The sequence below is a fragment of the Bremerella cremea genome, assembly GCF_003335505.1.
Classification (GTDB): domain Bacteria; phylum Planctomycetota; class Planctomycetia; order Pirellulales; family Pirellulaceae; genus Bremerella; species Bremerella cremea_A.
The window spans coordinates 40,715-62,742 of sequence record NZ_QPEX01000010.1; the positions used below are offsets into that span (position 1 = coordinate 40,715).

The 22,028-nt window shown below is 54.7% G+C and carries 17 protein-coding genes; 8 read left to right on the forward strand and 9 right to left on the reverse strand.

Annotated elements, in window-relative coordinates; translation table 11 throughout:
* Positions 1 to 269 precede the first annotated feature (269 nt).
* On the forward strand, positions 270 to 1,403 hold the full coding sequence (locus DTL42_RS01605) for a tudor domain-containing protein (RefSeq protein ID WP_114366956.1): 1,134 nt from the start codon (positions 270 to 272) through the stop codon (positions 1,401 to 1,403).
* 165 nt (positions 1,404 to 1,568) lie between these two features.
* Here the strand turns inward: DTL42_RS01605 and DTL42_RS01610 are convergent, their stop codons facing one another.
* The 3 genes from DTL42_RS01610 to DTL42_RS01620 all read right to left on the reverse strand — a co-directional run bounded on the left by DTL42_RS01610 (position 1,569) and on the right by DTL42_RS01620 (position 6,835).
* Positions 1,569 to 2,075 carry a hypothetical protein gene (locus DTL42_RS01610; RefSeq protein WP_114366957.1) on the reverse strand — a complete coding sequence of 169 codons (507 nt, stop codon included), beginning with the start codon at positions 2,073 to 2,075 and terminating at the stop codon, positions 1,569 to 1,571.
* 97 nt (positions 2,076 to 2,172) lie between these two features.
* Positions 2,173 to 5,382 carry an efflux RND transporter permease subunit gene (locus DTL42_RS01615; RefSeq protein ID WP_114366958.1) on the reverse strand — a complete coding sequence of 1,070 codons (3,210 nt, stop codon included), beginning with the start codon at positions 5,380 to 5,382 and terminating at the stop codon, positions 2,173 to 2,175.
* Positions 5,383 to 5,449: 67 nt separating this feature from the next.
* Positions 5,450 to 6,835, reverse strand: a complete 1,386-nt coding sequence (locus tag DTL42_RS01620) for an efflux RND transporter periplasmic adaptor subunit (RefSeq protein WP_114366959.1) — start codon at positions 6,833 to 6,835, stop codon at positions 5,450 to 5,452.
* A 90-nt stretch (positions 6,836 to 6,925) separates the two neighbouring features.
* Here DTL42_RS01620 and DTL42_RS01625 point away from each other — a divergent pair, with 90 nt between their 5' ends.
* Positions 6,926 to 7,456: a hypothetical protein gene (locus tag DTL42_RS01625; protein ID WP_114366960.1), complete on the forward strand. Its 531-nt coding sequence runs from the start codon at positions 6,926 to 6,928 to the stop codon at positions 7,454 to 7,456.
* A gap of 267 nt (positions 7,457 to 7,723) precedes the next feature.
* Here DTL42_RS01625 and DTL42_RS01630 read toward each other — a convergent pair whose 3' ends face one another.
* From DTL42_RS01630 to DTL42_RS01655, 6 genes are all read right to left on the reverse strand, one after another.
* Complete coding sequence (locus DTL42_RS01630; RefSeq protein WP_114366961.1) at positions 7,724 to 10,828, reverse strand: efflux RND transporter permease subunit; 3,105 nt, start codon at positions 10,826 to 10,828, stop codon at positions 7,724 to 7,726.
* Between the two features lie 63 nt (positions 10,829 to 10,891).
* Positions 10,892 to 12,397, reverse strand: a complete 1,506-nt coding sequence (locus DTL42_RS01635) for an efflux RND transporter periplasmic adaptor subunit (protein WP_114366962.1) — start codon at positions 12,395 to 12,397, stop codon at positions 10,892 to 10,894.
* A gap of 122 nt (positions 12,398 to 12,519) precedes the next feature.
* Positions 12,520 to 12,990 carry a hypothetical protein gene (locus DTL42_RS01640; RefSeq protein ID WP_114366963.1) on the reverse strand — a complete coding sequence of 157 codons (471 nt, stop codon included), beginning with the start codon at positions 12,988 to 12,990 and terminating at the stop codon, positions 12,520 to 12,522.
* 151 nt (positions 12,991 to 13,141) lie between these two features.
* Positions 13,142 to 14,764 (reverse strand): arylsulfatase, encoded by a 1,623-nt coding sequence (locus tag DTL42_RS01645; protein WP_114366964.1) that lies wholly within the window; start codon positions 14,762 to 14,764, stop codon positions 13,142 to 13,144.
* A gap of 133 nt (positions 14,765 to 14,897) precedes the next feature.
* On the reverse strand, positions 14,898 to 15,491 hold the full coding sequence (locus DTL42_RS01650) for a DUF417 family protein (RefSeq protein WP_114366965.1): 594 nt from the start codon (positions 15,489 to 15,491) through the stop codon (positions 14,898 to 14,900).
* A 37-nt stretch (positions 15,492 to 15,528) separates the two neighbouring features.
* A complete protein-coding gene (locus DTL42_RS01655) occupies positions 15,529 to 16,491 on the reverse strand; it encodes an AraC family transcriptional regulator (RefSeq protein ID WP_114366966.1) in 963 nt (320 codons plus the stop codon).
* A 298-nt stretch (positions 16,492 to 16,789) separates the two neighbouring features.
* Between DTL42_RS01655 and DTL42_RS01660 the strand changes: the two genes are divergently transcribed.
* The 6 genes from DTL42_RS01660 (at position 16,790) to DTL42_RS01685 (ending at position 21,923) form a co-directional block, all read left to right on the forward strand.
* Entirely contained in the window at positions 16,790 to 17,188 is a 399-nt protein-coding gene (locus DTL42_RS01660; protein ID WP_261341594.1) for a chemotaxis protein CheW, read from the forward strand.
* Positions 17,181 to 17,672, forward strand: coding sequence for a chemotaxis protein CheW (locus tag DTL42_RS01665; protein WP_199590012.1), 492 nt, complete (start codon positions 17,181 to 17,183; stop codon positions 17,670 to 17,672). Before DTL42_RS01660 ends, DTL42_RS01665 begins: the two co-directional genes overlap by 8 nt.
* Positions 17,673 to 17,747: 75 nt before the next feature.
* On the forward strand, positions 17,748 to 19,346 hold the full coding sequence (locus tag DTL42_RS01670; RefSeq protein ID WP_114366968.1) for a methyl-accepting chemotaxis protein: 1,599 nt from the start codon (positions 17,748 to 17,750) through the stop codon (positions 19,344 to 19,346).
* Positions 19,347 to 19,426: 80 nt separating this feature from the next.
* Positions 19,427 to 20,272, forward strand: a complete 846-nt coding sequence (locus tag DTL42_RS01675; protein ID WP_114366969.1) for a CheR family methyltransferase — start codon at positions 19,427 to 19,429, stop codon at positions 20,270 to 20,272.
* 166 nt (positions 20,273 to 20,438) lie between these two features.
* The gene (locus DTL42_RS01680) at positions 20,439 to 20,861 is read left to right on the forward strand and encodes a chemotaxis protein CheD (RefSeq protein ID WP_158545187.1); all 423 of its coding nucleotides are present in this window, start codon (positions 20,439 to 20,441) and stop codon (positions 20,859 to 20,861) included.
* A gap of 15 nt (positions 20,862 to 20,876) precedes the next feature.
* Complete coding sequence (locus DTL42_RS01685) at positions 20,877 to 21,923, forward strand: protein-glutamate methylesterase/protein-glutamine glutaminase (protein WP_114366971.1); 1,047 nt, start codon at positions 20,877 to 20,879, stop codon at positions 21,921 to 21,923.
* Positions 21,924 to 22,028: the final 105 nt, after the last annotated feature.

Consider the following 22,028-nt stretch of genomic DNA (forward strand, 5'->3'; position numbering starts at 1 on the left):
CAAAAGACCGGGAAAAAGTAGCCGACAGCCCCCCAACTAGCGCCGCAATCATGGGCCAAGGGGTGTATACTAGGCATTGATCGGCCTGAATAAACCGTTGCCATGCTCTCGCTTTTGTTGAGCATGGCGACTCAGGCGGTTCGTTTAGCCGAGGCAATCCACTAGCAAGCGTCGCGTGTCATGTTGAGGGACGCAGACGTCCTTAGTTTGGTAAACACCTGGGGGCAATCATGCCTCTACGAGCCTTTGATTTTGTGGGAACGGAGAGGATGTCGAACCATCGTCCGCGCTATTTCCTGATTGGCACGCTGGCATTCGTGGCAACTGGCCTGCTTAGCAGCATGCTTTTAGCCCAAGGGGGAACGCCCTATTTTTATCCTCCTTCGCAAACCATGCACACGTGGAAAGGCAAAGGAGGAAGCCTCGTCTTCTCGGGCCGAGCGGTCGAGCGCAAAGGGGATTTCATTTCGTTCAAGACGTCGAAGAATATTGAAATCACGTTGCCGCTGAAATATCTGAGCCAAGATGACCACGACTATCTGAATCATCTGGCCGGAAATGGCCCCGCTCCGGCCGCCACAAGTCGGCCTTCTGATAGCCAGCCTGCTCCGGCAGGGATGACGCCGGTGGGCATGACCCCCGTGGAAGAGAACGACGGCGAAGCACCGCCCGCCGATTTCTTCGGACCTTCGCCTGGCCCTGCCACTGGCGGCGAAGATCCTTTCAGTGAGAATCCTTTTCAAGAGGTGCCGGCCGACTCAGCAACTGGCAGCCCAGGGCAACTTTACAAGCAAGGGGACGAGATCGAGATTGTCGACGACGGTACCTGGTACTCCGGAACTATCCTGGCAGTTCGCCCGGCGGATAACACCTATTACGTGAGATTCAGCAAGTCCGATATTCCTTTCTCAAGGTGGGTCTCTGCCCAGGATCTTCGTCTACCTGGCGGAGCACAGCCGAGCGACATGCCCAGTCAGCCGTTGGCGGAAGATCCTTTTACCGAGAAGAAACCAACCTCGGTGACCACTCAAGAGGTGATGGTCGACTCGCAATTGGCGGTTGGTTATATGATTGGAGCGGTGAAAAAGGGAGACACGATCCGGCTGAGCTACATCAGTGGCAAATGGAAAGCCTGGGGACGCTTGGCTTCGGAATCGCCCGATGCAGAATACATTGGTGGCGGTGAGAAATGCCGCTTGGCCCTCAGTGCGCTGGAAAATCAATCGGAAATCGTCAAGCTGGCGGTTGTACCCGGTATGACCGACATTCGGCCATTCACTTGGACCGCGGACAAAGACTATCCGACCGTCTTTCTGCAAATTAACGACACCGACGGTGACTTTTCCAGCAACCCACCTAGCGATGTGAAGTATTCGCTTTCGATTGAAAAACCGCTGGAATAGCTCGTTGCTCTTTGGCTGACCTGCACCAATAAAGAAACCGGCCCTGCCCAGAATAGACGCCGGTTTCGGTTGGGGCTTTCGCCCAGTTTCTAACGACGACAACGCCGCCAAGCTAACAGGGGCGCCCCATAGAAGCCCCCGATTCGTGCCAGGCCTCAATAGTGCTTAGTGGTCGTGTCCGTGATCATGGTCGTGATCATGATCATGCTTGACATTTCCACGGAACTGTTTGCCTGCGATGGTGACAACCAACACGGTTTCGGCTCCATCTTCGTCAAACGCTTCGGCCAAGTCCGTTTCGCTGGAGGTGAACTTCGCGGCTTTGCCATCGGCGGCATCAGCGGCAGCAAGCTTGAATTGGGCCGCTTCGTCGCCAGCTTTGACGTTGAGCGTCAACTCTTCGGCTTCAATGGCCACCGGCTCTTTCCCGGCTGCGTCTAACAGGTAAATAGTGACCGTTCCGGCCTCGTCGTCGTGTACGAGTTCGGCGTGGTACTCTTCTTCGCCCAGCTCGATCAGCGTGCCATGGTGGGGGCCTTCCGACGCGTGATCGTGCCCTTCTTCGCTGACGTCGTGATCGTCGGTTTTCGAGGGGGAACCGCCACAGCCGGTCAGGCCAATCGTAACAACGCCCGCCAAAAGCAGGTGCGAGAGCAAGGTAATTTGTCGCATGATTTCGAATTCCTTTGCGTAGGATACTTGGTATGAGCCTTACGAGTGAGCGAGATCGACGACTCCGAGCGATCTCGCGTAACGAAAATGGTTGTTTCTAGTTGGCTGCCGGGGACAAGCCATCCGCCGAGTGAGCTTCCGCTTCTTCGACGAGTTCGATTTGACGGTCTTGCCGTTCAACCACCTGACGCCCGGCGCCGGTTCCGATCGTCCAGAACAATGCTGGCCGCACGAGGAACTCGAGCAGCGTACTGGTAATCAGCCCACCAATGATGACGGTTGCCACCGGGTAAAGGATTTCTTTTCCTGGTTCTCCGGCAGCCATGGCCAGCGGAACCAGGCCAATGCCCGAGGTCAAAGCGGTCATCAAGACTGGGGCTAAACGGTCTTTGCCCGCCCGAATAATCATCGCTTGCGACCAGGTTTCCCCTTCGTACTTCACCAGGTGCAAGTAATGGTTAATCAGCAAAATTCCATTGCGCGAAGCAATCCCGCAGAGCGAGATGAACCCGACCATACTGGCCACGGTAAGCGTTTGCTGCGTGAGATACAACGCGGCGACCGAGCCAATGAAAGCCATCGGCAGGGCGATCATCACTTGCAGTGAAAGGTTGACCGAACCGAACATCTTGTACAGCACCAAAAACATCCCTGCCATCGAGATCGCAAACAGAATCAGGATCATCCGCGATGCCGATTGCTGGCTCTCGAACTGGCCGCTGTATTCGGTGAAGTAACCGGTCGGCAGGCTGGCTTCGATAGGCTGAAGCCGTTGACGAATGTCTCCGACCACGTCGACCAGCCCCCGTCCGCTTACGTTGCACTGCACGATGATCCGGCGGCGAACCTGTTCTCGATTGATCGTATTCGGGCCGCTGGCCTCATAGACGCGGGCCACGTCCTCGAGCTTGGCGGTACCGCCGTCGGGCAGTTCGATCGTCAGGCGTTTCACCGAATCGAGATCTTCACGAAACTGTTCATCAAGGCGAACGAGCAAATCAAACGTGCGCTGGCCATCGAGTACCTGGGAAACGACCTCCCCTTGCATGGCCGTTTCGATGAACTCGTTGATATCTTGCCGCCGCAACCCGTAACGCTGCAGGCTGTAGCCGTCGGCTTCGATCCGTAGTTGCGGGATGTTGACTTGCTGTTCGACTTGTAAATCGCGAACCCCTTCCACCCCGGCGATGGCAGCTTCCATCTGCTTGGCTTCGCGCCGCAGCACGTCGAGGTCGTCGCCGTACAGCTTGATTGCTACTTGAGCTTTCACGCCGGAAAGCATGTGCGAAATCAAATGCGCCAGCGGCTGTTCGACGGCAGTGACAATGCCAGGAATGTCGGCCAACGCTTCGCTAATTTCCTCGATAACCTCTTCTCGAGAACGCTCGGTATGGGGATTGATGGTAGCGATGAACTCGCTGACGTTGACCCCTTCGGCATGTTCGTCGAGCTCGGCCCGGCCGGTTTTGCGGACGAAGGCCTGAATGTCGTCGATCTCTTGGAGGCGACGTTCCACGCGTTGGGCAACTTCATTCGTCTTGGCCAACGAAGTCCCTGGCGGCAACACGACGTTGATCTGCACCGCTCCTTCGTTAAACGGCGGGAGGAAGTCACTTTCCAAGCGCCACAGCCCCCAGCCTGCGACCAGCACACAAACCGCGGCCAAGGTTAAGATTGGATAGGCCAGCTTCAAACTAAACGTCATCACCTTGTCGGCAATGCTTTTCAGCACACGCAGGATGATGCCGTCTTTGTCGCCGTGCCCTAGTTTCGCGTTGCCGAGTAACCAGTAACTGAGCACCGGTGTTACCGTCAACGAGACAAACAGAGACGAAATCAGCGAGACGATATAGGCAATTCCCAGCGGTGCGAACAAGCGTCCTTCCATGCCAGAAAGTGCGAACAAGGGAACGAACACGATCACCACGATCAAGGTGCCGTAGACAATCGAGTTTCGTACCTCGCAACTGGCTTGAAACACGACCAGCAGCGGATTCTTCGGGTTGGCTGCGTGGCGGTTTTCGCGGAGGCGGCGGAAGATGTTCTCGACATCGACAATTGCGTCGTCGACCAATTCACCAATCGCAACCGCCAGACCGCCAAGCGTCATGGTGTTGATCGAAAGCCCAAACATCGCGAAGACCAACGCAGTCATCACAAGCGAAAGTGGAATCGCCGTCAGCGTGATGAAGGTGGTCCGCAAGTTCATTAAAAACAGAAACAAGATCACCACAACCAAAATACCGCCGTCGCGGAGGGCCTCGACCACGTTTTCGATGGCCAGGTCGATGAATGTCTTCTGCTGGTACAGCTCTGGCAGCATTTTGACATCGGCGGGCAGGGATGGCTGCATTTCTTCCAGGGCGGCCATCACTTTTTCTGTCACCAAGCGGGTATCGGCATTGGGCTGCTTGAGGATGGTCAATACGACCGACGACCCACCGATAAACTCTCCGGCTTCGTTTCGCGCGAACGCGGAGCTATCGCCTCGCTTTACCTGCGGCCCTGCGACCACCTCGGCAACCTGCGAGAGAAGGATAGAACGACCATCGCGGTGGGCGACGACAATTCCTTCCAACTCCTCAATGCTGGTCACCCGCCCCAGCGAACGAACGAGCAGTTCCGAGGGGCCTTGTTCGTCGAGGTAACCCCCAGCCGTGTTCTGGTTGCTTTCGCTGAGGGCGCGTTTGACTTCGTCGAGCGTAATGCCGTAACGCAGCAAGTTGTTGGGATCGACCAGCACTTGAAATTGCTTTCGCTGGCCTCCCATCACAATCACTTGCGAAACGCCAGGAATGGTCAGCAAACGTTGTCGCACAACCCAGTCGGCCATCGTGCGAAGTTCCATCGGAGGCGTTTTCCCTCCTTCGCTGACCATGCCCATAATCATGATTTGTCCCATGATCGACGAGATGGGCATCAGTTGCGGGCTGGCTCCTGCTGGCAGGCGATCGGTCGCCAAGGCCAGGCGTTCGGCAACGACTTGGCGGTCGTTATAGATATCGGTTCCCCAGTCGAACTCAACATAAATGACCGACAGGCCCACGCCTGATTGCGTGCGAACATCTTGCACGCCGGTGGCTCCGTTGAGGACGGTTTCCAGGGGGAAAGTAATCAGCGTTTCGACTTCCTCAGGCGCCATCCCGGGGGCTTCGGTCATAATGACGACCCGCGGGCGGTTGAGGTTGGGGAAGACGTCGATCGGCAATTGAACCGTTTGCCAACCGCCGTACAGCAGCAGGAACACGGCCATCGCGATGACAAGCATGCGATTTTGCAGCGAAAATCGAATGATGGCGTTAAGCATAGGGATGACTCCGAAGCGGTGGCGAATGGTAGGGATCAGGACTAGTGCGACGTGTATCTTGGAAGCACTAGTGATTGTGTCCTGCGTGTGGGTCGACGCCCCCGCCAGCTTGATTCTTCAAAGTCAAATGCATTTCGTACGCGCCTCGCGCGGCGACCACATCGCCCGGAAATAACGCGCCGTTGTTCGCGATCACCACATTCGTTTGATCGCGATACTTCACGTTCACCGGTACCTGATCGAAGTGGTCGCCGTTTTGCTGGTAGACATACTTCTCGGCCCCTTCATCCACAACCGCTTCCACCGGCAGCACGATTTCGTCTTCCCATGTTTCCACGGGAATGTGCAGTTCCATCCGTTGCCCTGGCTTGAACCTCCATTCCACAAAGTGTTGGCCATCGTTTGTGGTTCGTTCGGTTACGACTTCGTTAGGTAAGGCGACAAAGAACCGAAAGGCCCGCGTTTGTGGGTCCACGTGGTCGGCCAGGTACATCAGATGCAGGCCGGTGATTTCGTCGGTGAGTTTGCCTGCGGTCAACAACGAAGCAGAAATCGGCAACTGCTGGGCGGCAACTTCGCGTAGACGGACAGCGTCGTCTTCGAAGGCTCGTCCTTCGATGTATAGTTCGCAGTGGTCGGCGATCACCCCCAGTAGTTCGCCAGCTTGAACTTGCTGGCCAACCCGCGCAACCATCTTCTGCACGTGAAAGCTGTGGGCTTCCGAGCAGCTTTCGCTTCCCTCTAAATGGTTCGGAGCATGGACGGTGAGGGTATCGAGCAGTTGCTTGTTTTCGAGAATATTGGCAACTTGTTTCTCGTTCAGGCCATGCAGCAACAGCGATTGCCGTTCGGCACGTAGCGAGGCGTCGAGCCGCTGCTTTTCGTACTGCTGTTCGAGAATTCGATTTCCGGCGACGACCCCTTCGGGCAAGCCCGTTAGGCGCGCCAGTTCGCGATTGATCACGTCTAAGTTTTCCGCCGTACGAATCAAATCACTCTGGGCGGTGACAAGTTCCTCGTGGGTCAGGCGAATCTCGAACATCGGGCTGCCCGATTCGATCGACGCCCCTTCCACCGGGTAGATCTTGGTGATCACACCGGTCAACGGCGCCGAGATATTCAGCTGCGTCCGCCCGGGGCGTTCCACGATCATCGCCGGAACGGTGATGTTGCGGGTGTAAGACGATAGCTCGACGGTGAGGGGTTGGTAGTTGATGTTTTTCAGCCCGTTAGCACTTAACTTGACCGAGGTCGTCTCGGCGTGGCCAGCGTGGGCATGGTCGTGCCCAGCGTGCGGGTCGGTGGTTTCCGCATTGTGCTGGGGATCGCTCGGTTGGGCGACGAGTTCTCGTACGGTGGGCAACCACAACGAGGACGTGACAAGGGCCACGATGCTCAGTGCGGCGACCGTTAAAATACTCCAAACCCACGAGGGGATGCTGTGCGTGTTCATAGTTCTCTCGGCCTCCTTCTTTGAAAGCGAAAGGGGCAAGCTGTAAGCGTGCGTCAGAGGGTAACGTGCAATCAAGAACCACTGGAATCGATGGGCGATATCAGCGGTCGAGGGATAGCAAAAACCAGCGCAAACCGGTCTTCCAAGAGACGACGCTTAAATGAGAAGAACCTGAACTTGCAGGTGTACCCGCGTTTTGCCGAGCGGACACCGGTCGGGCAGATGGGGGTGGGAAAGAGCAAACCAATCTGGCGTGCTGGCAGAAAAGACCAGGCAACCGGTATCGAAGTAAGGCTGGCAGCCGATGGCCTTGCTCAGGCCGAGCGATTCGGCACCACCATCTGGGAGCGAAAAGACACAATTCGAACTTTCACAGACATCGTGCTGATGTTCGTGCTGCTCGGGCGAGCCGCTCTTAGGATGTGCGTGCTGATGTCCACAAGCACTGGGCACGAAATGGGTGTGTCCGTGTCCGCAAGTGGCAACATGTTCGTGCTGGTGGGCAACGCCTTCGTGGACGTGATGAGCGCAACAACCGGCCATGGCGTGCCAAAGCATCGCAAGCATGGTCAAAATGGTTGTGGCAGAGGTCACGTCCGAAACCCTTCAAAATCGCTATAAGTTGGTGATCTATTATTCCTAGCGAGAACCGCCAGGCAAATAGGACACATTTTTTGTCGCACACCCCCAAATGGGGATTTGACGCGGCTCTACAGGAGAAATTCGTCCTGGGGCATTTCCCTAAACGAATGTTCTGCCAGCATGTCGGCAAGGCGCATCATGGGCCATGCTAACACCTTTCGGCTCTTATAGCCAATATCGGGTTGTCCGTTGGTCTCCTTGATAGTTGCTGCCAGAAAAAATGCTGATATTTCGGATCGCACGACTTTATTGCGCGGGGCTGGTGTTTTCGACAGGCTCGAACCAGCGATAAATGGCTGGCAATACCAGCAGCGTCAAGATCGTACAGGTCACTAGCCCCCCGATCACCACGGTCGCCAGGGGCCGCTGCACTTCGGCCCCGGCACTGCCCGAGATGGCCATCGGAACAAAGCCGAGCGCACCACAGGTGGCGGTCATGAGCACCGGTCGCAAACGGTCGATCGCCCCTTGCACGACCGAGGTGGTTTGGTCTTTGCCGGAATGACGCAAGTGACGGATGTGTTCAATCAGCACCACCCCGTTCATCACGGCGATACCAAACAAGGCAATGAAGCCCACCCCAGCCGAAATCGAGAACGGCATCCCCCGCATCCATAAAGCAAAGATCCCGCCGGTTGCGGCGATGGGGACGTTCAAGTAGATCAGCAGTGTCAATTTGACCGAACTGAAGGTGATGTACAGCAGCGAGAAAATCAGGAACAGCGCCACCGGCACGGCGATCATTAGCCGCTGCGAGGCTTGTTCCAAGTTTTGAAACTGGCCCCCCCAAGTCAGCGTGTAACCAGGCGGGAGTTTCACTTCGCGATCGATGGTCGCTTGAGCATCGGCCACGAAGCCAGCTAAGTCTCGCCCGCGGACGTTGCACTGAACCAGCAAACGACGACGAATTGCGTGGCGACTGATTTCGGAAGGGCCTTCCTCGATGACGATGTCGGCCAATTGCGAGATCGGAATCTGGCGACCTTGGGGATCCTCGATCTTGATCTGCTTGAGCGTTTCGACGTCTTCCCGAGATTTTGGGGCGAGACGGACTTGCAGGGGGAAACGTCGTTGCCCTTCAAAGACTTCCCCAACCGGATGCCCACCCACCACTTGAATGGCGCTGAGGATGTCGGACGCATTGATTCCATAACGTCCGATCGCGTCGCGGCGAATTTTGACGCGCAAGTAAGGCAGACCAGCCACTTGCTGGGCTTGCACGTCGGCGGCGCCTTCCACTTGGTTCAACGCTCGCACCACGCGATCCCCCTGCTCTTTCAAGACATCGAGGTCGTCACCATAAATGCTGATGCCGATATCGGATCGCACCCCGGCAACGAGTTCCTGCACGCGAAGTTCAATTGGTTGGGTGAACCCGTAAGAATTGCTCGGCACCTCTTTTTCGAGTGCCGCTTGCATTTGCTCAACGAGTTCGGTCTTGTCGATTTTCTCAGGCCATTCGTCGGGCGACTTCATCCGGACCAGGATATCGGTTTGATGAACGCCCATCGGGTCGTTGGCGATTTCGGGGCGACCTGTTTTCGAGATGACCGTTTCGACTTGGGGGAACTTCAGCAAGGTGCGCTCCATCGCCTTGGTCATTTCGAGCGATGTTTCGAGCGAAACGCTCGGCAAACGGACCGCTTGAATCGCGATGTCCCCTTCGTCGAGCTTCGGCACGAACTCGACACCAAACCGCGCGGCCACCAGGACGCTGACGGCAAAGATGGCGAACGCGGTGCCGAGCATGATCGCGGGGCGACGCATCGAATAGTTCAGCATCGGTTCGTACCAATGCTTCAGCTTGCGAACCAGGAAGGTATCGCCAGCACTAATTCGCCGGGCCAGAAACAGCGAGGCCATGACCGGCATCACCGTGACACTTAGGATCAACGCCCCAGTCAGGGCCGACATAAACGTGAACGCCATCGGGCGGAACATCTTGCCTTCGACCCCTTGCAGGCTGAGGATCGGCAGGAACACGATGATCACGATGACTCCGGCGAACAAAATGGGGGTTCCGACCTCTTTGGCCGATTCCTTGAAGACTTCTTTCGGGACGATGCCAGCATTGCCGTGGGTTCGTTTGTAGTGGCTGGCACTGCGGACGGCGTTTTCGATCATCACGACCGCCCCGTCGACAATCACCCCAAAGTCGACCGCCCCTAAGCTCATCAGGTTCGCCGAAACGCCAGCCATCTTCATCGCAATCAAAGCGCACATGGCCGAGAGAGGAATCGCGGCAGAGACAATTAAACCAGCCCGGATGTCCCCCAGCAAAAGGAAGAGCATGATGATCACCAGGATCACCCCCACGCCGATATTTTCGGCAATGGTGTGAATCGTTTTCTCGACCAATTCGGTCCGGTCGTAGAAGGTATCGATATGAACCCCTGCGGGGAGGGTCTTTTCGATCTCTTCAATCTTGTGCTTCACATCTTCAACCACCTGACGCGAGTTGCCTCCCATCAGCATCATCACCATGCCAGTCACCGCCTCGCGATTGCCGTCGCGTGTCACCGCGCCTTGACGTAGCATCGGAGCAAAGCGGACTTCGGCGATATCGGAAATGCGAATCGGCGTGCCGTCCATGCGGCTATCGAGCACGATATTGCGGATGTCGTCCAGATTTTGAATCAAACCTTCGCCACGAATCAGGCGTTGCTCGGCGCCGTGGGTGATGTAACCACCACCGGCGTTGGCGTTGTTCTCTTGCAGGGCCTCGAAGATGTGATTGAGCGAGATCTTGAAGTTCAGCAGTTTGTTGGGATCGACTTGCACTTCGTACGTTTTCAGCTCGCCACCAAACGTGTTGACTTCGATCACACCGGGGACGCTGCGAAGTTGGAAGGCGATTTGCCAGTCGAGAATCGTCCGAAGATCCATCAAGCTGTAATCGTACCCCTCGTCGCTTTTCACCTCGAACTGGTAGATCTCGCTCATCCCGGTGGCAATAGGGCCAAGCTGAGGATCGCCCATGCCTGGCGGGATGCTTTCCCGAGCTTGTTGCAGGCGTTCGGTCACCAAGTTCCGGGCCCAATAGATGTCGGTGCCATCTTTGAAGGCGACCGTCACCGCCGACAAACCAAAACGGCTAATCGAACGGATTTCGTCAACATTCGGCAGACCACTCAGGGCGTTTTCGACCGGGAAGGTAATGAACTGCTCGACTTCGACCGGCCCCAACGAAGGAGACGTGGTGAGAACCTGGACTTGAACGTTCGTTAAGTCTGGCACGGCGTCGAGCGGCAGCGTGGTCACCGAAACGGCACCAGCCCCCAGCAATACGACGGCCAGCAACATGACGATAAAACGATTGTTGAGGGACCATTCAATGATGTGTTGAACCACGAGATTACCCTGAGGTGAGATCGATCCGTTGATGCAAGCGACAAGGAGGGTGCGCGAGGTAAATTACTCTTCCAGCAAGCTGGCCAGCATGCGCGATTTCAAGGCAAAGCCGCCGTTAACAACCACTTCCTCACCTGGTTTCAAACCACTTAAAATCTCGACGTTTTGCGCATTTTGACGCCCCCGTGTGACATCGCGGATGGCAAACTGGCCATCGCCGAGGTACACAAAGACAAACGTCCGGCCTTCGTGCTCTTGGATGGCGGTTAGGGGGACTTGCAAGGTTTGCTCGTTTTCTTCTCCCATTTCCAACAACACGTTGATGAACATGCCAGGCTTGAGCATCCGTTTCGAGTTGTCGGCAATCGCTCGGAGCGAGATCGTCCGTGTGGACTGGTCGACGATATCGCCGGTATAGAAGACCTTGGCCTCGAATTTTTGATCGGGCCACACGCTGCTACGAAGCTGAATGGTGCGGCCGTCGAGTTCGTTGAGCAGCGGCATGTGATCTTCGTAGATGTCGGCAGTCACCCACACGGTGGAAAGATCGGCCAGGCTGACGATTTGTGTGTCGGGGCCGACTCGTTCCATCAAGACGACATCCTTGGAGATAACGGTTCCATCGAACGGCGCCAAAACAGGGACATGCGAGACCGCTTCGCCTTGGCTGGCAGGCTCGACGTTTTTCAGGTCTTCGTCATTCAGCCCCAAGATTTTTAAAGCCGCTTCGTCGACCGAAACTCGGGTATCAAGCTCTTTGACCGAGTGGGTCGAGCGGAGCGATTCTTGCACCGTTTCGTGCTGAATTTGCTCTAACAAAGACTGAAGCGTGAACCGCGCGGCATCGAGTTGGGCTTTGGCTTCTATCATTTGCTTGCCCGAGATCGCACCGTCTTGCGTGAGCGGCGACAGGCGTTCGACCGTTTTTTCGAGCGTGTACTTGTTGATGTAAGCCGAGAGCAACTTATCGCGGTACTCGCCAATTGGTTTGCCTTGAAGCTGCTGCTTGATCTCTTCCAGCGGGGCATCGTTGCGAATCAATTCGATCAAGTTGCGCGTGTTGGTCACGATCTCTTGCGTCCACCCATCGCGGGTCGTGACAAAGTCGCGTTCGAGGCGGTCTTGGAACAACTTCAGCTTGGCCTGACCCGCTTCTTTGCTTTGCACAATCGCCAGGACATCCCCCTTCTTCACCCGGTCGCCCAGATGAATGTTCACCTCTTCAGCGACACCATCAACGATCGGATAGATATGAGCCCGGCGGTCGTCGTTGATCTCGACTTTGCCAGTCAACTCGAAGATCTGCCGAAACGGCAAGACCTCGGCTGGGGCGACTTCAATGGAAGCGGTTTCCCAGCGATCTGGGGGGAACTCGATGTTCTGCGAGCCTTCGCTACTGTCTGCCGGAGCAGAAGCTGCTTCCGATTTGTCGGTCGCAGCAGGGCCAACGGCTTCGGTGTGATGGGAGGAGGAGGACATCATCCACCATGCGGCAATACCGCACAGGACCAACGCGGCGATGCCCAAGATTACGTTCGTTTGAGACTGTTTCAAGGAATGGGTTGTCATCCCGTATCTCCGTAGGATCACACAAATGGCTAGAACGAAAGCAGCAGACTGACAGGACGAACCGGTTTGAATTCGGCGGTCGACAGCGCAGCGTCAGGAAAGAAGTTTGCGTAATTGTGTCGTTAGCAGCGAACGACCGAAAAACGCATTGGCAGCGGCAGAGTCCGCGCGTAAGAGTCGTAGAAACCACGGCTTAGAAAAACCGAGTCCGCCACGGGCGCAACGCACATCCCCTTGTCTTGCAAGAAGGGGTGGGCCAGCGAAGCGGCGAGTTGACAGTCGTCCCAATCGCTCGATTGATTGGTGGTCATGCCATCGGCAGAGAGGCATTGCGAAGGAGGAATGGTTCCTTCTTCTTCCCCGGTTGGCACGGCTAAATGAAAGTGCCAACTGTAGCTCTTAGCAATGCAACTGGAATCGCACTTGTGATGCCGGGAAAGATGTTTAGCCAACTGGACGTAGCCTGTCCCTGTAACCGAATCCAACGCACCATGGCAGTGCAAATAAGGAATCGGCCCAGTCCACACCGCGAACATTACGAAGCAACGCAATGCCAGCAAGGGGAGAGACGAACTACTCAGCAAGAAAAACACGCGTACCAGGAATCCTAGCAAGAACGAACCGAGGGAAGGGTCGCATGACTTTGGGGTAGGTGAATATTAAAGCTAGTTTCACGAACCTGAATTGTCAATTGCCGAAAAGGCCGGGGGACGACTTCCCGCGTTCTTCATCTGCTTGGGTTGTCTACTGCTTTCGCTTCGGTTTGGGGGAAGATTTTTGCGGAGCGGTTTTCGCTGCCAGCTCTTGCGTGTCGGCTAGCTGCCGATTCCAGGCCGCTGCCATCTGTTGCACCTTCTGGGGATGTTGCTGGGCCAGATCGTGCGACTCGGCGCGGTCGGTTCGCAGATCGTATAGTTCCCACGCATCTCCCTTGGCGGCGACGAGTTTCCAATCTCCTATCCGGATTGCCCGGTTCCCTTCGTGCAGCCACCACAGCAAATCGTGCTCGATGGTTTTGTCTTCCGCGAACGCAGGCAACAAGCTTTTCCCGGGGGCTGGCGGAATCGGTTGGCCGTTCCACTCGGCTGGTTTCTCGATATCTAACACATCGAGAATCGTCGGCACGATGTCGACCATGTGGGCCGGGGTTTGCCGCAGTTGCCCGTGGGCTTTGATTCCGGCGGGCCAATGGACAATCAGCGGTGTGCTGATGCCTCCTTCATGCACCCAGGTTTTGTGGCGGCGAAACGGCGTGTTGCAGGCACTCGAAAAGCCGGGACCAAGGCAAAGGTACGTCGCGGCGCTGCCCGGAGGGGCGGTCGGGTCGTGCCCGCCATGTCGCACCATGATCTCAGCACTGGCCCCGTTATCGGAGGCGAAAAAGATAATTGTGTTGTCCAACTGGTCCATCGCCTTCAATTGAGCGATCAGGCGGCCAATCTCTTGGTCCATGCGGTCGACCATGGCGGCATGAATGGCCATTTTCGTGGCTTGAAATCGCTGCTGTTCGGCGGTTAGCTCCTCCCAGGGAAGCGGGCGATTGATTTCGCCAGGCCCCAGCTTCTTCAATGCTTCCGGAAAATGGTAGGGCGGCCCGACATCGGGTTCGAGCGCAGAAAGTTCGGTTTCCATTAGGCCCAGCTCTTGCTGCCGAGCAAAACGTTGTTGCCGCATTTGGTCCCAACCGGCAACGTAGTTGTCTTGATAGCGTGCAATATCTTCAGGCTTGGCATGCAAAGGAAAGTGGGGAGCGATAAACGCCACGTAATGAAAGAACGGTTGCTCGGCATACTTTTCGGCATGTTCCTGCAGGCAATCGATCGCGTGATCGACGACAGCCGTGGTGGCGTAATAGTCCGATTCATCTGCGGCTGGCTGAATCGGTTGATCGTCTATTGCGTTGCCTTGGGCCGAAAAGAAATTGCCTTGGTTTCGCATATCAAGCGAACGGTCGAAGCCCGCTGGTAGCACCTTACCATCGATGTGCCACTTGCCGCTGTGATAATTACGGTAACCATGCGGCGCCAGAAAGTCAGGCAACAACCGCGCCCACGCTTGCCGCTTACCACCGCCGCCCCCACCTAAACCAGGCAACGCGTCGCGATGGACTTGCTGCGCGTAATAACCGGTCATGAGCGCGGCCCGCGAAGGCCAGCAGCGGGCCGTGTTATAGAACTGCGTGAAACGCAGACCTTGGGCGGCCAGTTGATCGAGGTTGGGCGTTTCGATATCGCCACCATAACAACCGAGATCGGAATAGCCCATGTCATCGGCCAGGATGAACACGATGTTGGGCTTATCGGCCGCGCTGACCAACTGGGGATAAAGCAGTCCGACAACAAAAAGAAGAGCAGTAACGCTTCGCATGGCAAGATCCTGAGTGGGAGGTGTTGCCACTATTCTAGTCGAATCAAATCCCCAGCGCCAAACCAAGAGACACTTTGGGTGAAACGTCCCATGGGTCTGATTTGCACTTTCTGTAATATGGCGTCGCACTTCTTTAGGAAGTTGCAACCACGTCGGGGTGATTGAGACCTTTGCGTTTGCGGAGATAGGACTTCGCCGAATCGGCCATGGTGACCAAAGCCGCGCCCATCATAATGGCATCTTTGACGACCAGTCTGCCCCGGCCGCTCAGATAAGGAAAACCATGCTGGGCATCTCCCAAGTCGGGCACCCATGTCTCTGGGGTGGTGATGAGAAACGACAGCGTCACCAGCGACATCACGAATACCAGAAAACTCCCTAACGTGGCTGCTTGAGGGAGCCAAGGATGCAAACAGATCAGCAGCCCGTAAAGCACAATCACGGCTCCTAGGCCGTACGCGAATTCGTAGGTGTAATTGGCTTCGTGCCAGGCACGGTTTTCTGGATTGAGCACCCCTTCGGGATTCATGTGAGGCTTGTAGTTGTCGCCGTCGGCATAAAAGAAGCTCATGAAGGGACTGTTCGCCACAAAGGGAACAATTCCATCTGCTTCGTATCGGAACGCCTTGAGACCGCCGATCCAGAGGAGCACTACGATTAAACCGATCCGAGTCACCGTTACGCCCACTTTGTCCATGCGGGCGGCCAGTTCAAACAGCTTCACCATCTACCGATACTCCTCTGGGCGGAAAGACCGAGAAGCGTCAGATCTCGGTCGGTTTCGATTTCTTTTTCGTAGAAGAGCTAGTATCGACCGAACCGCCTGCGTCGAGAATGGATGAAGGGGACGAAGGCATGGACAAATTGCTCCCTCCGCGAATTTCGGTCTCGAATTCGCGAAAGAACTTGGGAGAACAGCCAGTCGCCTTCTTGAACAGACGGCTAAAATAAAGCTCGTCGGTATAACCTACTTCGCGCGCGATCTCTTTGACGGGCCGCAGTGTATGCAGTAATTGCCATTTGGCATGCGTCAAGATACGAGCCCGAATCAGTTCAGTAAGGGTGGTGCCAAGGTTCTCGCGGACAATTCTGCCTAGCGATTTTGGCGTCACATGAAGCAGCTTGGCGTACTCGGCAGGCGCATGCAGCGTGCAGTAGTTTTCCTCGATTAACTCCCGAAGTTCGATTAGAACCGGGTGTTTGGGATCGTGCGTGGCCGGAACGCAAATTTCTGTGGTGGAAGCTTTAAGACGCGTTGCAAGAACCAGCAACACTTTAAGGTGGGCCAGCATCACTTCACTGAACGCAAGTTCTTGCTCGGCATGTTCGGTGCTAAGCTCCTCGATCAGACGCACGGCTTTGACCTTGGTTTCTTCATCCAGTTGAACCAGCGGAATCCCATAGGGATCATTGAACAAGATACCACTGCAGCCAACTTCCGCATGGAATGTTTCAACGCACAGAAAGTTAGCGTGAAACTGAATGATCTTTCCTTGAACAGGCGAATCCGCAGTAAGCCGAATGTGCTGATAGGGCACGAAAAATAAAGTGGAATCAGGACCAAAGTCAAAACACGCCGTATCTGCCCAGAACCTCCCCGATCCGGATTGGATGAAATAGATGGTGAAGTAATTCGTCCGAGATGGTTCCCACGCATTGCCGCTTGTACGCAAATCGCTAAGACGGATCGCGTGGTCACCACGGCGAGGATCGAACAAGTGTTCCATGAATGATCTTCGAGTTTTATCAGGCAGTTATATGAAGGAAGGTCGGGAGTTGCTGAGCAAATTGACCATAGCCCCGTGGAACCGAGAAGACTAGCCGGCAAGTTAAGAAATTCGTTGCTATTTAGCCTGCTGTTGAGGTCTGCGCGCCAATTCAAGAGGGGCGACCAGCGGAAACCTCGGATTCGTGGCAAATTGGTCTGTTGCCATGCTGGATTACCGGCGCAGGCATCAATAATGCTCCATTCAATTACACTTATTAGCATGTTAATACATTTATTGCTGTGCATATCTCTCTCTGCTGAGCATCGTCGAATCACTTCGGCCTTCTTCGAAACAAATCGTTCACATGCCCAATCGCCGCGATGTCATCAACGTCCGTGGCGAGACGGTACCGCTTGTCTTTGTGCACCAATTATTGGGTGCGCCAGCACGTAGCTTCGATCCGTGCGATGGGCTTGTGATAGTGGTTGAATACAACGGTAGGAAGTTTGGACTCGTTGTTGACGAACTGATTGGTCAATTGCAGGTCGTCATGAAAAGCTTGGAAGCCAACTATGGGCGTGTGAATGGAATTGCTGGTGCGACCATCCTCGGAGATGGCCGAGTTGCGATGATTATTGACCTGGCTGGCATTGTACGGCTGGCTAGCTCACTTTACATGTTTTTCAGTAGTTTTTGGAGACTTTCAAGTGAATGAAGAACGAGCGGGCGCCGGCATGACGTCCGAAGCAGACAATGGCCAATTTCTCACGTTCACCTTGCAGAGCGAAGAATATGGTATCGAAATCCTGAAAGTTCAGGAAATCAAAGGCTTCTCGAAGATCACGCCTATTCCCAATGCACCTGCCTATGTTCGCGGCGTGATGAACCTACGGGGAACGGTGGTTCCGATTATCGATTTGCGTTGCCGCTTTTCGATGACGGAAAAAGAATACGACCAGTTCACTTGCATCATCGTTGTGAACATCGGAACCCGGGTTGTCGGCCTGATTGTCGATACGGTGTCCGATGTTCTTAACATTCCGCACGACGCCATTGCAGATCCGCCAGATTTGGCCACCGGCGGCGACAACGCATTTATTACCGGGATGGGCAAGCTTGATGAACGTATCGTCATGCTGTTGGACACCTCTCGGCTTGTCAACATGGCTGCTATTGCCGGTGTCGACACGGCGGCTTAACCCAACTCAATTATTTCACCCATTTCACAAATCTCTGTTTGAAATTACAAACTGCCCAACTCAGGAATATTTGCAATGTCTTGGTTTAATCGTATGAGTGTTGGAAAAAAGCTCTTCTGTTCCTTCTCTTTCCTGTTGGTGTTGATGCTCGTCATGGGAAGCGTTGCAATCTGGAAGATGGCATCTCTCAATGAGAATGCTGACCAAATTGCGAAAAGCTGGCTGCCAGGCGTGATTGCCGCATCGGAAATCAATCGCGACTTGAATAACTATCGTGCGTGGGAATATACCCACCTCACTTCCGAAGATCCCAAAGAGATGGCGGAAGCAGAAAAGATGTTAGCCGACTTAAAGGCCAACATGGAAGAGAAACTGCAAGCGGCAAAAGCAGCAACGTCGGGCGCAAAAGAGACCGAATTGCTAGAATCAATGGGCCAAGCGATGGCCGGGTATTTTGCGGAAACCGATAAATGGATGCCCCTTTCCAAAGCGAACAAGAACGATGAAGCGGAAGAAGTGCTCAAAACGAGCTCTCGAGAGTTATCGGAGACCTTCCGTGACCTCGCCCGCAAAGAAGTGACCCTCAATGCGGAAGGGGCCGACAAAGAAGTTGAACAGGCCATCTCTGCCTATCAAACCGGTCGTAATGTCACCTTGATTATTCTCGGCATCAACGTGGTGCTGGGAATTGGTATTGCCACTTGGATCAGCCGCTGGTTTACCCGAGCCATTGTCGAAGTCGATGATATTTCGGCGTCGGTCGCTTCCGCATCGCAGCAGTTGGCTGCCGCTTCCGAACAACTTAGCTCGGGTGCACAGCAGTCTGCTTCCAGCTTGGAAGAAACCGCTTCGAGTCTTGAAGAAATCACCGCAACCGTGCGACAAAATGCCGACAACGCCGATCAGGCAAACCAGTTGGCCAATAATTCGCGTGAGACGGCTGAAAAAGGTGGGGCTGTGGTTGCCAATGCGGTTACCGCTATGGGTGAAATCAACCAAGCTTCGCGCAAGATTGCTGACATCATTACCACAATCGATGAGATCGCCTTCCAAACGAACTTGCTGGCCCTCAACGCTGCGGTCGAAGCCGCTCGAGCGGGTGAGCAAGGTCGAGGCTTTGCGGTGGTGGCTGGCGAAGTCCGCAACCTGGCACAACGCAGTGCCTCGGCTGCTCGTGAGATTAAAACGTTGATCGAAGATTCGGTCGACAAAGTTGAAGTCGGATCGAATCTGGTCAACAAGTCAGGCGAAACGCTCGAAGAAATCGTTACGAGCGTCAAGCGCGTGACCGACATCGTGGCAGAAATTGCTGCCGCTTCTCGCGAGCAAACGTCTGGTATCGAACAGATCAACAAGGCAGTTGCTCAAATGGACCAGGTCACGCAGTCGAATGCTTCTCAAACGGAAGAGATGAGCGGAACCGCTGTCTCTCTCTCGGAGCAAGCCGAGCAATTGAAGGTTGTCGTTTCTCAGTTCAACTTGAATCGAGAAACCATCAACCAGGCACCTAAGTCGAAGCCTCGCAACTTGCCATCCCACGAACCGTCTTACACAAGCCGGTCGAATGGTACGGCTAAGAAGCAATACGGTGTCGTGAAGTCGGCAGTTCCTCGCCGAGAAGAAATGGATCTCGTCGGTGCCGGAATGGGCCACGATGGATTTGAAGAGTTTTAAAGAAGTATTGTCGGAATAGTCGACAGCCCGCGAGCGTTCTCTGATCGCTCGCGGGCTTTTACTTTAGGAGCATTTCCATTATGGCTCTGGCCACTGAGTTGTTATCCGACCGATGTTTCGGAGACTTTAAGAGACTCATTTACGAGAAGGTCGGAATTTCGCTGAATGAATCGAAGCGTTGCCTTCTGTCGACACGGCTTTCCAAGCGATTACGTGCCCTCGGAATCGACGACCCTGCCGAGTACTTCAAGCTGGTGATGCGAGAAGGAAGCGAAGGGGACGAGATGCAAGAGTTAATCAATTGCATCACCACCAATAAAACGGACTTCATGCGAGAGCCGCATCACTTCCGTTTTTTAACCGAACATTGTTTTCCGGCGGCGGTCAACCTTTCCCTTAAAGGGGAACCACGCAAGCTGCGAATCTGGTGTGCCGCTTCCTCAAACGGGCACGAACCTTATTCGTTGGCGCTGACCGTGCGCGATTTCCCCGCTTTTGATCCATCCTGGGATATCCGAATTCTGGCTTCTGATATCGATACGCGGGTACTCGCGAAAGCCAGCGAGGGCGTCTACCCGGCCGATGAACTGTTGGTTCTCGAGAAAACTCAATTGCATCGTTATTTCGATCGCGGTACCGGCTCGCTATCGGGTAAAGTTCGCGCTAAGCGGACGCTACGCGATTTAATCACCTTTCGACAAATCAATCTCATCGAGAGCTCGTGGCCCATTCAAACGAAATTCGATGTTATCTTCTGCCGTAATGTGATGATCTACTTCGATCTACCTACGCAGCGGAAGGTGGTCGAGCATTTAATTCGCTACTTAAAGCCAGGTGGATTCTTAATGCTCGGACATTCCGAGAGTATCCAATGGACGCCATGCCCCCTGCGATCGTTAGGTCACACCATATTTCAGCTTAGCTGAATGGTGACCTTAGCCATTGAAAGTTCCGTAGATGCATAATCACATTCAACACAGATCAATCATTGTTGGGGAAGTGTTTGCTAGCGATCACCCTTCCATTGTGTCCACTGTGCTTGGTTCGTGTGTGGCAGCGTGTCTGTATGACCCGATAGCAAAAATTGGTGGCATGAATCACTTTATGCTCCCTCAGGCGAAACGTGCGTCGACAAGCGCCGCATACGGTATTCATGCGATGGAGTTATTGATCAACAACATCATGTCGCTCGGTGGTGATCGGCGTCGATTTCGCGCGAAGGTATTCGGCGGCGGAAACGTTCTCGATTTGCGTGCCGAAGGGTTCCAAGTCGGAACACGGAACGTGGCCTTTGTCCATCAGTTTCTGGCCGACGAAGGAATTGAACTTGTGGCGGAACGCGTTGGTGGCAATCAAGGAGTTAAGATCTGCTTCTTCACCGCCACAGGAAAAGTGCTGCTTAAGCCGGTGGCGAATCGCCAGATGAACGACATGATTCGGCAGGAAGTGCAATCACTACGAGAGCCTAAACAAACGGCGGCCCAGGCAGCAGGCGCTGTCACCCTGTTTGATTAACCCAAGAGCAGGCAAATGCGTAAAATCAAAGTGTTAGTAGTCGACGACTCGGCGTTAATACGCCAACTGCTAACGAAAATACTCGGGTCTCAAGCGAATATTGAAGTCGTCGGAACGGCGGCTGACCCCATGATTGCTTGGAAGAAAATTCAAGAGTGCCACCCCGATGTCCTCACACTCGATGTCGAAATGCCCAAGATGGATGGGCTCACATTTCTTTCGAAACTGATGGCCAGACGACCGATGCCGGTGGTGATGGTTTCGTCCTTGACCCTGCGCGGTGCGGAAACCACCTTGAAAGCATTGGAGCTGGGAGCGATTGATTTCGTAGAAAAGCCCTCGATTGATATTGCCAATGGGACGGCTCGGGTCAGTGAGGAGATCGTCGATAAAGTGCTGATAGCGGCAGCGTCGAAAGTGCGTGGCAGAAGCAATCCAGTGGTTCACGTCGAGGAATCGCCCATACTAAGGAGCAGTTCCAGCCTCAAAGAGGCGACCGACAAAGTTATCGCGATTGGCGCTTCCACCGGGGGAACAGAAGCATTAGCTCAGCTTTTGCCGGCACTGCCTAGCGACGCCCCGGGAACGGTGGTTGTGCAGCACATGCCCAAGAGCTTTACGACTGCCTTCGCGAAACGCCTGGATGGTCTGTGCCGCATGAGAGTGAAGGAAGCGGAAGATGGAGATCGCATTCTTCGCGGAAGAGTCCTTCTCGCGCCAGGAGATCAGCACATGGAAGTCGTGCGGCAAGGCGCGGCCTATTACGTCAGACTAAACCATCAACCTCTGGTGAATGGGTTTCGCCCTTCGGTCGATGTCTTGTTCCATTCATGCGCCCATCATCTTGGACCTCACGTTTCGGCTGCCATTTTGACCGGCATGGGGAGAGATGGCGCACAAGGGATGCTGGCGATGCGCGACAATGGTGCTCACACCATCGCCCAGAACGAAGAGACCTGCGTCGTGTTTGGCATGCCGAAAGAAGCGATTGCGGCAGGAGGGGCTGTTATGATAAGACCGCTTGGTCAAATTGCCCGAGAACTCATCCGTTCCTTAAATTAAGGGCGGCCAAGCTTTTGATCGTGCCCGCCATTTACAGGGATAAGCCCGCTCGTCAGAACCCTGATCCAAAAGATACGAGTAAAATTCGTTCCCTCGTGCGAATCT

Bases quoted from the DNA above. Each gene is read 5' to 3' on its own strand.
- DTL42_RS01605 (WP_114366956.1), top strand. From the start codon at position 270: ATGTCGAACCATCGTCCGCGCTATTTCCTGATTGGCACGCTGGCATTC.
- DTL42_RS01610 (WP_114366957.1), bottom strand. From the start codon at position 2,075: ATGCGACAAATTACCTTGCTCTCGCACCTGCTTTTGGCGGGCGTTGTT.
- DTL42_RS01615 (WP_114366958.1), bottom strand. From the start codon at position 5,382: ATGCTTAACGCCATCATTCGATTTTCGCTGCAAAATCGCATGCTTGTC.
- DTL42_RS01620 (WP_114366959.1), bottom strand. From the start codon at position 6,835: ATGAACACGCACAGCATCCCCTCGTGGGTTTGGAGTATTTTAACGGTC.
- DTL42_RS01625 (WP_114366960.1), top strand. From the start codon at position 6,926: ATGGGCGATATCAGCGGTCGAGGGATAGCAAAAACCAGCGCAAACCGG.
- DTL42_RS01635 (WP_114366962.1), bottom strand. From the start codon at position 12,397: ATGACAACCCATTCCTTGAAACAGTCTCAAACGAACGTAATCTTGGGC.
- DTL42_RS01645 (WP_114366964.1), bottom strand. From the start codon at position 14,764: ATGCGAAGCGTTACTGCTCTTCTTTTTGTTGTCGGACTGCTTTATCCC.
- DTL42_RS01650 (WP_114366965.1), bottom strand. From the start codon at position 15,491: ATGGTGAAGCTGTTTGAACTGGCCGCCCGCATGGACAAAGTGGGCGTA.
- DTL42_RS01655 (WP_114366966.1), bottom strand. From the start codon at position 16,491: ATGGAACACTTGTTCGATCCTCGCCGTGGTGACCACGCGATCCGTCTT.
- DTL42_RS01670 (WP_114366968.1), top strand. From the start codon at position 17,748: ATGTCTTGGTTTAATCGTATGAGTGTTGGAAAAAAGCTCTTCTGTTCC.
- DTL42_RS01675 (WP_114366969.1), top strand. From the start codon at position 19,427: ATGGCTCTGGCCACTGAGTTGTTATCCGACCGATGTTTCGGAGACTTT.
- DTL42_RS01680 (WP_158545187.1), top strand. From the start codon at position 20,439: ATGAATCACTTTATGCTCCCTCAGGCGAAACGTGCGTCGACAAGCGCC.
- DTL42_RS01685 (WP_114366971.1), top strand. From the start codon at position 20,877: ATGCGTAAAATCAAAGTGTTAGTAGTCGACGACTCGGCGTTAATACGC.